Source organism: Zavarzinella formosa DSM 19928, from assembly GCF_000255705.1.
Classification (GTDB): domain Bacteria; phylum Planctomycetota; class Planctomycetia; order Gemmatales; family Gemmataceae; genus Zavarzinella; species Zavarzinella formosa.
In genome coordinates this window covers 351,949-363,597 of sequence record NZ_JH636442.1, presented here as the reverse complement: position 1 = coordinate 363,597, position 11,649 = coordinate 351,949, and the positions used below count along the sequence as shown (strand labels likewise).

At 58.2% G+C, this 11,649-nt stretch carries 8 protein-coding genes; 4 read left to right on the top strand and 4 right to left on the bottom strand.

The window, feature by feature from the left end:
- The first annotated feature begins 78 nt into the window (after positions 1 to 78).
- A complete protein-coding gene (hemB, locus tag BGIM_RS0122705; protein WP_020472028.1) occupies positions 79 to 1,080 on the top strand; it encodes a porphobilinogen synthase in 1,002 nt (333 codons plus the stop codon).
- 89 nt (positions 1,081 to 1,169) lie between these two features.
- Positions 1,170 to 2,321 carry a hypothetical protein gene (locus BGIM_RS0122700; protein WP_157369348.1) on the top strand — a complete coding sequence of 384 codons (1,152 nt, stop codon included), beginning with the start codon at positions 1,170 to 1,172 and terminating at the stop codon, positions 2,319 to 2,321.
- A gap of 1 nt (position 2,322) precedes the next feature.
- On the opposite strand, the gene BGIM_RS0122695 is transcribed toward BGIM_RS0122700, so the two are convergent.
- From BGIM_RS0122695 to BGIM_RS0122680, 4 genes are all read right to left on the bottom strand, one after another.
- Complete coding sequence (locus BGIM_RS0122695) at positions 2,323 to 3,579, bottom strand: radical SAM protein (protein ID WP_020472026.1); 1,257 nt, start codon at positions 3,577 to 3,579, stop codon at positions 2,323 to 2,325.
- Positions 3,580 to 3,647: 68 nt separating this feature from the next.
- Entirely contained in the window at positions 3,648 to 4,604 is a 957-nt protein-coding gene (gene rfaD / locus BGIM_RS0122690; RefSeq protein WP_029630306.1) for an ADP-glyceromanno-heptose 6-epimerase, read from the bottom strand.
- 278 nt (positions 4,605 to 4,882) lie between these two features.
- Positions 4,883 to 5,989, bottom strand: a complete 1,107-nt coding sequence (locus BGIM_RS0122685) for a hypothetical protein (RefSeq protein WP_020472024.1) — start codon at positions 5,987 to 5,989, stop codon at positions 4,883 to 4,885.
- Positions 5,990 to 5,993: 4 nt separating this feature from the next.
- Positions 5,994 to 7,082, bottom strand: a complete 1,089-nt coding sequence (locus BGIM_RS0122680) for an Ldh family oxidoreductase (RefSeq protein WP_020472023.1) — start codon at positions 7,080 to 7,082, stop codon at positions 5,994 to 5,996.
- 151 nt (positions 7,083 to 7,233) lie between these two features.
- Here BGIM_RS0122680 and BGIM_RS0122675 point away from each other — a divergent pair, with 151 nt between their 5' ends.
- Both BGIM_RS0122675 and BGIM_RS51855 read left to right on the top strand, forming a co-directional pair.
- Complete coding sequence (locus BGIM_RS0122675; RefSeq protein WP_020472022.1) at positions 7,234 to 9,804, top strand: DUF1553 domain-containing protein; 2,571 nt, start codon at positions 7,234 to 7,236, stop codon at positions 9,802 to 9,804.
- Between the two features lie 219 nt (positions 9,805 to 10,023).
- A complete protein-coding gene (locus tag BGIM_RS51855) occupies positions 10,024 to 11,538 on the top strand; it encodes an MATE family efflux transporter (protein WP_020472020.1) in 1,515 nt (504 codons plus the stop codon).
- The last annotated feature ends 111 nt before the right edge of the window (positions 11,539 to 11,649 follow it).

Below are 11,649 nucleotides of genomic sequence, written 5' to 3'. Positions count from 1 at the left end.
GGTTTGGCACAAAGTATCCTGTTGATTTGCGATCATCCTTATCCGGCCACAAACGGAATCTCCCCGTAAAATCCCCTCATGAATCCATCCGGCTTTCCCCTGATTCGGCCCCGGCGGCTTCGCCACAATCCCCTCGTGCGGGAACTCGTCCGCGAGACGACGCTTGACGCCCGGGATTTCATCTTCCCCATGTTCGTGCGGCCCGGCAAAGGCATCCGCACAGAAATCTCCTCCATGCTGGGGAACTACCAGCTAAGCCCCGACACGTTGGTGGAGGAAGTCGGTCTGGCCAAAGATGCGGGCGTCAAATCGTTCATCTTCTTTGGCATCCCCACGCACAAGGACGCGACCGGTTCCAGCGCCCTCGACGACGCCGGGATTGTGCAGGAAGCCCTTCGCACGCTTCGCAAGCATTACAAGAATGAGATCGTGCTGATCACGGACGAATGTTTTTGCGAATACACCGACCACGGCCATTGCGGCATCCTGAATGAAAAGCAAGGCCGCACGGATGTGGACAACGACGCGACGCTCCCCATCCTCACCGCCCAATGCGTCAGCCACGCGAAGGCGGGAGCGGACATGATTGCCCCCAGCGGCATGATGGACGGCATGGTCGGGGCGATCCGCCGGGGATTGGACGCCGCCGGGTTTTCGCACATCCCGATCATGAGCTACGCCGCCAAATACGCTTCTGGGTTTTACGGGCCGTTTCGGGAAGCCGCCGAATCCCCGCCACAATTCGGGGACCGGGGCAGCTACCAAATGGACCCGGCGAACACGGACGAAGCCATGCGGGAAGTGGAACTGGATGTGGCCGAAGGGGCCGACATCCTGATGGTGAAACCGGCCCTCAGCTATCTGGACATCATCCGGCGGGTGCGGGACAACTTTCAACTCCCCGTGGCCGCTTACAACGTCAGCGGCGAGTTTGCAATGGTGAAGGCCGCCGCCCAAAAAGGCTGGATCGACGAACGCCGGGTGACGATGGAAATCCTCACCAGCATCAAACGGGCCGGCTGCGACATTATCCTGACATACCACGCCGTCCAAGCCGCGAAATGGCTGAAACAAGGCTGAAAGACGAATTGCCCTAGACGAATATCCCCCGAACGATTATGAGCCTTCCCACGTTGGATTCCCGTGGAATGTTCGGGGGGATGGGGAAAATGATTGGCAAACGATTCGCTTGCGCGACGGCCTTGTTTCTGGCCGGGGCGGCCGGGGCATCAGCCCAGACGGAGATTCCGGGAATCACTCGCCCAATGCCGCGTGAGGGCGCGCCCGGAATCACCCAGCCTCTGCCGTTGGAAAGAACGCCGGTTTTTGAGCCAATTCCCGAACCAAAGCCTCAATGTGCTTTTGAACTCGCCAAGGAACACGGAAGATGGCTGGTGGCCGTCAAGTCGTTCCGGGGAGAGCGCGAGACATACTCAAGGGGCCGATTTGTGCCCGATACGCACATCCAAGAACTCGCCGAACAGTTCGCTGATTACATTCGCAAGACATACAAGATCAACGCCTATGTTTATCCCCGTGGCTGGGTATTGCGCCAAGAGCGAGACGTCGAAACCACAACCCGCATTAAAGCGATAAAAGATTACTACCACAAACAAGGCATCGAACCGACCGCGCAGATGCTTCGAGTCAAAACGGTGAGCGTGCCTGACGAATTTACCGTGTTCGTGGCGCCGGCCCGTGGCACGCTGTCGGATCGTGAAATGGCCATCGACTTCGCCAATCAGGTTCGCAAACTCTCGGCTCCCCCCGAATTCAACGACGTGCTCTCACAAGGCAGAGACAACGAAGAAAACTCCGCAAAAGGGAACCGCTTCAATGCGTTTCTCGCCAGCATGCCCGGCATGAATCCCATGATTCCCAAAAGCATAACCACCAATGTCGAGACCCCGAAGGCCGACGACTTCCTGATGAAACTGAACTCCGGCGAAACGTACAGTTTGCTGCACAAGACCCGGCGAAAGTGGACGCTATTGGTGCAAACCTACGGCGGCGGCGGGACCGTCATGCAGGCCGGCGCCAACGGAGCTGGAAGCGGCGAGGCCTCCGACCGGCTCGAACGGGCGGCGTTGCAGGCTCACAATGTGGCCGAGCTGCTTCGAGCCAACAAAGTGGAAGCCTATGTGATGCACACGCGCACTCACAGCATGGTCTTCGTCGGCGACTATGAAACGGGCGACGACAGGGAATTGCTCGGTTACGCCGGCGCCTTCGCCAAGAAACAACTTAGAGACAAAAAAACCGGAAATGTGGTGGAAACTTTCATGGAGAAACCGTCTCCGGTGATGATCCCGAAGCCGTGAGTTATTGTCGTCCCGCCAGCACACCGGGGGCCGCCGTCTTTGAGTGGTCACGCCCCTTGTAGACGCCGAAATCGTTGAACCAAAATCGTTTGGCGATTCGGTACAAGATGTTCTTCTCCGGCATTTCTTTTCCCGGCGCATACTGCGACGTGCGAACCGTCATCGCCCCAAGTTCTTCCAAAGCCGTCTGACGGGCCGTCACATCCGTGGCTTTGTGCTTTTCAACCAGTGCCTTCAACAAATCCGGCCGTTCCAACACAATGCAACCGCGAGTGGTTTCCTGCGACAGTTCGCGGAATTCTTTTAAGAAGGCCGATTGCTTGAATTTTTGTCGAAGCGTTCGTTGGTCGCCGTTCTTGGAATGGATGGATTCCGTGGAGAACTGCACAATCGGGCAAGGTTCGATGTCGCCCCACGGATTGATGTGGTGGCTGATGCCCGTGGCCGCCGGGCAAAGGGCCTTCCCCTCGCCGTCGTAGTAGGCATCCACGATGATAATCGGCTTCTTGGCCCGTGTGTTCACCACAAACTCACGCGCCCGGCGGGCTTGTTCGGGTGTCAGGCACATGTCCGGATTCGGGTTTGGCCCCATAGGCCGATACACATGGAACCATGTGTACAACACGCCCATTTCGATCAGGCGATCCACCCATTTGTCCGTCAGCAAATCGTCGATGTTCGTCCGACATAGGCTTGTGCAAACACCCGTGAGCAAGTTGTTCTTCAGGCAATTATTCAGCCCCTCCATCGTCTTGCTGAGGACGTTCAACCGGCCGCGACGTTGATCGCTGATGATCTCCGTTCCCTCGACGCTGATGAGCGGTGTCACATTCCCGAGTTGTCGCAACCTCTTGGCTTTTTCATCGGTGATGAAATGCCCGTTCGTGAAAATCTGGAAATAGCAATCCGGGTGTTCGGCCAGCATATCGAGCAACTTCGGGTGCATGAACGGTTCCCCGCCCACGATGCCGAAGAAGACATTGCCCATCGACTTGGCTTCCCGCACCAACTTATGGAATGCCTCCGGTTGGATGATCTCCTGCTTGTGGGCGACATCCACCCAGCATCCCTGACACCGAAGATTGCACGAATTGATGATCGACACATACAGAAACGGCGGGAAGTATTCCCCCCGCCGAAGACGGGATTTGTGCCGTTCAACCGAGAGCATTCCCTTCAAACCCATGTTCCAAGCGAGTTTCCACAGCAATCGCTTGTCCGTCTCGAACAGGGCACGCTTGGCCATCGCAAACAGCATGGAGGATACTCAAAGAGGAATGCAGGCGGCGGGACATGTTTAGTATAGCTGATGACGAATGAAGAAACTCATCCGTCGAGCCACGCGACCGTTTTCCAGACGCCTTCCTCTAGCGTGGTCGCTGGCGTGTGATACCCCGCCTGATGAAGCTTGGACATCTCGGCCTTCGTGTAGTTCTGATACTTGCCGGCCAGGTCGGCGGGCATGTCCACAAAGCGGATCACCGGTTCCCGGCCCATCGCAACGAACGTGGCCTTCACCAAGTCGAGAAACGTCCGCGGTGTCCCGGTGCCTGAGTTGTACAGGCCGCCGGGGGCGTTATTCTTCCACAGCCAGATCATGTGATCGACGCAATCGCCGACGAACACAAAATCCCGCAACTGGCCGCCGTCCGGATAGGCGGGGTCCGTGGAGCGGAACAGTTTCATCTCGCCGGTGCGGAGGATTTGCCCGTGGGCCTGCCACACCACGCTGGCCATGCGGTTCTTGTGTGTCTCGCGCGGGCCATACACATTGAAGAACTTCAACCCGGCCCACTTGGGCGGCGTCGGCCGTTTGGAGGCGACTTCCGCGAGGGCAACGATGTCAAAGTCGTTTTTGCTTTTGCCGTACAGGTTTAACGGGTGCAACTCGCCGGGATGCGTCCGGTCATCGAAGCCGCGCGATCCATCCCCGTAGGTGGCTGCCGAGGAGGCATAAAAGAACGGCCGGCCGTGGGAGGCGCACCAATCCCAAAGTGTCCGCGTGTAACCGACGTTGTTTTTCGCCAGATAATCCCAATCCCCTTCGGTCGTGGAACTGCACGCCCCAAGATGGAAAATCGCCGCGAGAGATTTCATTTCGCCGGTGAGAGCCGCGAGAAAACGATCATGATCCATGAACCGGAAGTGTTCCAGCCCGACCCAATTGGCGGCCTTCGGGGCGGTAATTGGATGATCGACGAGCAACAGTTCATGCCCCTCCCCGGCCAGCCGATGCGCCAGATTGGAGCCAATAAACCCTGCCGCCCCGGTGATTGCAATCACGATTAACCCCTCCCGGAATGTGATCGTTGGCCGGAAGAGAAGACTAACCACAAAGGCGCGAAGATCACACAAAGTTTCACAAAGAAAACCCAGCCAGATCGAAATCAACAAGCAAAGGAAAACCTGAAGAAAGCAAAGAGAAAGATCATCGAAGGATTGTCTTTGCTTTGTCTCTCTTGACTTGTTTCCTTTGCTTTGATTTGGTTACGATCTTTGTGAGACTTTGTGTGATCTTCGCGTCTTTGTGGTTAATCTTTTTTTCTTATCAGCTCTTCCGATCACGAACCTTGAAGCCCTTGATACAGACGATGTGCAAACAACGCGTTGTCACATTGTAGGTAATGCATCGCCCCACCCATGCGGGAGAAACTTTTGCAGAACCGCAGATAGTAAGCCGGGTTGGTCTTCGGCGGTTCGCCGGTGGTCCAGTCCCAGTTGCCGCCGTCTTGCAGGTCCACCACGAAGATGGTGTGATTCTTCACCACCTCCCGGCCGTTTTGAAGCCGGAGGTTGTTCACACAACTGATGCTTTTTTCAAACACCTGCGGCCCCATGATGGCTGAACCGACAGACAGGACCACGCCGCCATCCAGTTGATCGACCGAGCCGCCGAAGAGCTTGAAATCCCATTCGGCCCCGCGACCGATCACGCTGCCAGAAAACACCGGGTGATTGGCGATGATGTCGTAGCCGATGCCTGGATGAACCGTCAGCGGCAAGCCATGCCGATAGGCCGAGGTCAGGATAGAGGCATGCTTCCATCGGTGATGGATCTCAATCCGGCCCCCCGGCCAACCCTGCTCCCGCATCGCTTTCAACAAATCAGCCCGTGCGGAAGTGAGCGGGTGCGTCGGTTCGCGGGAAATGGCGGCAGCCAATTCTTCTTGCGAAGGAAGTGTCACGCCGTCGTCGTGAATCAGTTTCCCCAACGACCGGCCATAGCCGAGATTGTTCAACGCCCCGGCCATCATCGCCAGATGGATGTTGGAGGCGGTTTCATGCCAAGTGCCGAACGTGCCTGTGGCGACGTTCATTTCCACGCTTTCGGTGGAAGCCCCGTACCAAGCATATTCCCAATCGTGAATCGTCCCGGCGCCATTGGTGGCGAGGTGGGTCAGCCAGCCGCCAGCCATCAGCCGGTCCAGAATCGTGGCCGTGCCGTTGCGGAGCAGGTGCGCCCCGTAAATGAGCATCACCGCCGCCCCGCGATGCCGGGCTTCGCGGATTTTCCGAACACACTCGGCAATCAGCCCGGCGTTCCGGTCGTCGCAGGGTTTCGGCGAAGAATCCGGGTCGATGAGAATATCATCGGCCCGTGTCAAACTCACCCGCTCGGAGAGAGGGAAGACTTTTAGCCGGGAAAAGTCGAGGGGTTGGGTGTTCACGGGGTTACTCGAAAGGAATGCCCGTCTTCGTGGAAATATCCTTCAAATCGTTGATGACGGCTTGCAGCAACGGAATGCCGGTCTTGGCCCGTTCGATTTCCGCCAGCCGTTCCGGGTCGCCGGGGATGACGACGCCGGGGGTGCCGGGGGCGGGCTTGGTGGCCCGGAAGGTGCGAATCCAATCGTCCATTTGACGTTTGAATTCGGCCGGTTCGATGAAGCCGTCAATCCGCATGACGCCAAAGCAATGGCCGATTCCCTTGCCCACGCTGCGGGCCGGAATTTCCTGCCGCAAGGCGAACGGCGGGGCATACGGCCCCCAGTTGGCGCCGCTCAACACGCAGCAAAGAATGTCCACCATCGAGGCGAGGCCAAAGCCCTTATGGCCCCCCATTTCGCGGGTGCTGCCCAATGGCAGCAACGCCCCGCCTTCGACCATCTGTTCCGGGCGGGTGGCCATGTTGCCATGCTTGTCGATGGCCCACCCGTGGGGAATCTCGGCGTTCTTCCGCTTGGCGATTTCAATTTTGCCATAGGCGGTCGCACTGGTGGCGAGGTCAATCACCACCGGCGGCTCTTCACCGGCCGGGAAGGCGATGGCGATGGGGTTGGTGCCGAGCATCCGTTCCGCGCCCCACAGCGGGGCCACCAGTTTCGTGGTGTTCGTCATCGACCAGCCGATGAGATCGCGTTCCAACGCTTTGATCGAGTAATACGCGGCAATCCCGTAATGATTTGTATTCGATACGCTCACCACGGCACTGCCGGATTTCTCGGCTTTGTCCATGCAAATTTCGTTGGCCTTGGGGCCAACGACGAGCCCGAGGCCGTTATCCCCGTCCACGGTGGCCGTCGCCGGCTTTTCGCGGATGATCTTCACGTTGGCCTTCGGGTTGATCCGCCCGAGGGTGAGCATGTCGAAATAGGTGTGCAGGCGGGCGACGCCGTGGGATTCGATGCCGCGCATGTCGCTCATCGCCAGCACTTCGCTGGCGAGTTTCGCATCCGCAGAAGGCACGCCGAAATGCTCAAAAGTCCGCTGCGAAAATTCGCGGAGCCGCTCGGGGGCGTAATACGTCAATTCGTCGGCCATCGGCAACTTTCCTCGAAGAGATCAATCGGCGTGCATCTGTTTTCGGCATGTTGGCGGGGGATGACAAGAGACGGGCGGGAAGTGGCCGGGAATTCAAAAGAGAAACGGCCGTCGTTTGCATCTTTCCCGGCCGCCGGTTATGATGCGTCTCATGCGAACAGCACTCTCCCTCCTGCTCCTCTCGGCCTCGGTTTCCTTCGCGGAATCGCCAGCGTTCGAGAAAGATATCCTGCCGATTTTCCAAGCCCAATGCCTCAGTTGCCACGGGCCGGACAAGCAGCGTGGCGGCTTGCGGCTTGACCGCAAAGCCGATGCCTTGGCCGGTGGGGATTCGGAGAAGGCGATTGTCCCCGGCCATGCCGACAAGAGCCTCTTGTTGAAGCGAATCACCGCGAGCGATTCCAAGGAGCGGATGCCCCCCAAGGGCGATCCGCTGACGGCCGATCAAATCACCAAGCTGAAAACTTGGATTGAAACCGGGGCGAATTGGCCCGATTCAACAACGGCCGTTGAACAACCTCATTGGAGTTTCCAACCAGTCCGCAAATCGGACGTGCCGAAGTCGGGCGATTCTCACCCGATTGATGCGTTCATCAACTCCCGGCTGGCGAAAGACGGGCTGAAGATTTCCCCCGTTGCGGACAAGACCACGTTGATTCGACGGCTTTCCTTTGATCTTCTCGGCCTCCCTCCGACTCCGGGACAGATTAATGAATTTCTGAAAGACCAATCACCGGACTCCTACGCCAAGTTGATTGATCGCTTGCTTGCTTCCCCGGCTTTTGGGGAACGCCAAGCCCGGCACTGGCTGGATGTTGTTCGCTTTGCCGAGAGCAACGGCTTCGAGATGAATCAAGTCCGGCCAAATGCTTACCACTACCGCGATTATGTCATCAAGAGTTTCAACGACGACAAGCCGTATGACCGCTTCGTGAAAGAACAGATCGCCGGGGATGTGTTGGGGGCCGACGTTGGGACATCATTTCTGGTGGCCGGGCCGTGGGACCAAGTGAAAAGTCCGGACCCGGTGTTGACCGCCCAGCAACGGGCCGACGAATTGCACGACATGATTAGCACCACCGGATCGGCTTTTCTGGGGCTGACCATCGGTTGCGCCCGATGTCACAATCACAAATTCGACCCGATCTCGCACACCGACTATCACGCGATCAAAGCCGTTTTCGCCGGGGTGCAACACGGGGAACGATCAGTCACTCCCCCTGCCCCGAAATCTCCCCCCGGTTTGGTCAGCCCGCGAACGCCGAGCAAGCCGGTGAAGGCCGGGGGCAACACGGAACATTTCCCGACGACGCTGGCGAAGTTTATCCGGTTCACCATCCTCAAATCGGGTGGCACGCAACCTTGCATCGACGAGTTGGAAGTCTTCAGCGCCGACGACAGTCGGAAAAATGTCGCCCTCGCCGGCAACGGGGCCAAAGCGACGGCCTCCAGCACCTTGCCCGGTTATGCCATCCATCAATTGGCCCACATCAACGACGGCAAATTCGGCAACGACCATAGCTGGATTTCCAACGAAGCCGACCGGGGTTGGGTGATGATTGAATTTGCCGAGGCGTCCAAGGTGAATCAGGTGGTTTGGAGCCGCGACCGCACGACGCCCCCGAAATTCCAAGACCGGCTGGCGACCGATTACCGCGTGGAACTGTCGCTCGATGGCAAATCTTGGCAAACCGTCGCCAGCGGCGCCAACCGGCCCAAGACAGACGGGGACGGCCCGAAAATCTATTGCGGCCGGATGGAGGGCACGCCCGATGTGTTTCGCCTCAACCGGGGCGAAGTGACGCAACCGAAGGAGAAAGTCGGCCCCGGCGTGTTGACATCATTCGGGCCAAAGAAAGCAATCCCGGCCAATGCAACCGATGCCGAACGTCGATTGGCTCTCGCGGAATGGATCGCCGATCCGGCCAATCCGTTGACGGCCCGCGTGATTGTCAATCGAATCTGGCAACACCATTTCGGCGCCGGACTTGTGGACACCCCAAGCGATTTCGGCCGCAACGGGGCGAAACCTTCCCACCCGGAATTGTTGGATTGGCTGGCGGCCGAGTTGGTCGATCATGGCTGGAGCCTCAAACACATCCATCGGTTGATCGTGTCCTCGGCCGTTTACCAACAACAAAGCAAAGCCATCCCGGCGGCAATGGCCAAGGACGCCCAAACACGGTTGTTGTGGCGATTCCCGCCGCAACGGCTTGAGGCTGAGATCATCCGCGACACGATCCTGAGCGTCAGCGGCCGACTCGACGGCACGATGGGCGGCCCCGGTTTTGATCTGTTCCAGCCGAACGGGAATTATGTGAAGGTGTACACACCCAAAAACGAATTTGGCCCGGACACATTTCGCCGGATGGTTTACCAGTCGAAACCCCGGATGCAACTCGACGACACCTTCGGCGCCTTCGACTGCCCCGACGCCGGCCAGATCGCCCCGAAGCGTTCCAGCTCGACTACGCCGCTCCAGGCGTTGAACTTGTTAAACAGCCCCTTTCTGTTGCAACAATCCGGCTTCTTCGCGGATCGCTTGAAGAAGGAAGCCGGAGAAGACGCGGCGAAACAAGTCTCCCGAGGCTTTGAACTGGCCTTCGGCCGCAAACCGACCGAAGACGAAACGGCCGCCGCCGTGAAATTGGTGTCCACCCACGGGTTGCCAGCGTTTTGCCGGGCGATCTTTAATGCAAATGAGTTTGTGTTTGTGCGATAGTGAATCAGACATTGCGGGAGACTGCAAAACTCCCGCACTTCAAATCTTCTTTCTCAGCGAAATCGGCCAGAAAACACGAACCCACGCGAACCCTTCGGGCGTCCAATCCCTCTCGTACCGGACATGGTTTTTCGCCATCCGGCCAACGGATGCGGTTAAGACCCGGTCCGGTTCGTACAATCGGATTTTTCGCCACCAGCCCACGGGATATCGGTACTCATGACGGATCAGAACATCGACACCCCCGTGATTGATTCCCCCTCGCAAGATGTTTCCACGGCGCCACCGCCCGCCCCGGCCACCCTGCGGGGATTGCTGACGATGGCGTGGCCGCTGATTATCTCGAACAGTTTCAGCACGATCCAGATCACCATCGACCGGCTGTTTCTGAGCGGTCAGGGAATCGATGTGGCCTCCGGGGCCACATCGGCGGCCATGATTTTCTGGCTGCCGTACATCCTGCTGTTCAGCACGGCCGCGTATGTCGCCACGTTCGTCGCCCAATACACCGGGGCCAAACGGCCGCATCGGGTCGGGTCGGCGGTCTGGCAGGGGATTTGGTTTTCCGTGGTGGCCGGGATCGCTTTTCTGGGATTCATTCCGCTCGCGGACGGCCTGTTCGCCCTCATCGGCCACTCACCGGAAATCCAATACTACGAGGCCGAGTATTTCCGTTGCATGTGCTGGTTCGCCCTGCCGGGGTTGTTTGTCTCCTCGATCTCGGCCTTTTTCTCCGGCCGGGGCGAGAGTCAGGTGGTCATTCTCATCAGCATTCCGGGCACGCTGGTCAACAGTGTGCTGGCCTACGCCTGGATTCCGGGCCACTGGGGATTCCCGTCAATGGGCATCACCGGCGCCGGATATGCGGCCGTGGCCGGTGGCTGGGCCTCGGCCCTCACGGCTTTTGCCTTGTTCATGCGGAAGCGATATCGGGTAAGCAACTCCACGTTAATTGGGTGGAAGCCAGATTTCTCGTTGCTCTTCCGGCTAATGCGGTTTGGGTTGCCAAGCGCCTTGCATTGGACGCTGGAAATGACCGCCTTCAATGCCTTCGTGATCCTCACGGGTTGGTTCGGCACAGACGACCTGAACGCCACGAATCTGGCGATCACGATCAATAATGTGGCATTCATCCCGATGATGGGGATGGGCATGGCCGTCTCGATTTTGGTTGGCCAGTGTCTTGGGGAAAACAACCCCAAAGCCGCCGAGAAACTGACATGGATGGGCGTGGCCGTCGCCGGAACTTACATGCTGACCATCGGCTTGATGTATGTGGTCGTCCCGAGCCTGTTCATCGGCCCGTTCCAAGGGGACAACCCGCCGGAACGATGGGCATTGATCGCGGAACGCACCCAGATTCTTTTGCTGTTCGTCGCCGGGTTTGCCTTGTTTGATGCCATCAACTTGGTGGTGAGTTTCGGTTTGCGCGGCGCCGGGGACACGCTGTTTGTCTCGGCCGTCTCGCTTTGTTTCGCGTGGCCGGTGATGGTTATCCCGTCGTATGTGGTTTATCGCCTCGGCTGGTCGCACGGGTTGTTCTGGGCCTGGGGTTTCGCGAGCCTCTACATCGGCTTGCAATCCCTGTGTTTCGTCGTCCGCTTCCGGGGCGGCAAATGGAAGTCAATGCGGGTGATCGAACCCGAAGTGATCGACCCGCTGGATAAAGAACTGGCCGCTTCCGAAACGAATGCCAACGGAGAGATTGTCGGCACGGCGACGGAAACTCTCTGACAAACACCATCAGATCATCCCATCGACTCAATGGGATGATCTGATGGTTGCGATATGTTTGATCTTCATCATTTCTTGATTAGACGCATCCCCCGGCGAGTGTGACAATCA

What these genes read in the sequence shown, in the direction of transcription:
- BGIM_RS51855 (WP_020472020.1), top strand. Translation starts at nt 10,024, where the DNA reads ATGACGGATCAGAACATCGACACCCCCGTGATTGATTCCCCCTCGCAA.
- BGIM_RS0122695 (WP_020472026.1), bottom strand. Translation starts at nt 3,579, where the DNA reads ATGCTGTTTGCGATGGCCAAGCGTGCCCTGTTCGAGACGGACAAGCGA.
- BGIM_RS0122700 (WP_157369348.1), top strand. Translation starts at nt 1,170, where the DNA reads ATGATTGGCAAACGATTCGCTTGCGCGACGGCCTTGTTTCTGGCCGGG.
- BGIM_RS0122680 (WP_020472023.1), bottom strand. Translation starts at nt 7,082, where the DNA reads ATGGCCGACGAATTGACGTATTACGCCCCCGAGCGGCTCCGCGAATTT.
- hemB (WP_020472028.1), top strand. Translation starts at nt 79, where the DNA reads ATGAATCCATCCGGCTTTCCCCTGATTCGGCCCCGGCGGCTTCGCCAC.
- BGIM_RS0122675 (WP_020472022.1), top strand. Translation starts at nt 7,234, where the DNA reads ATGCGAACAGCACTCTCCCTCCTGCTCCTCTCGGCCTCGGTTTCCTTC.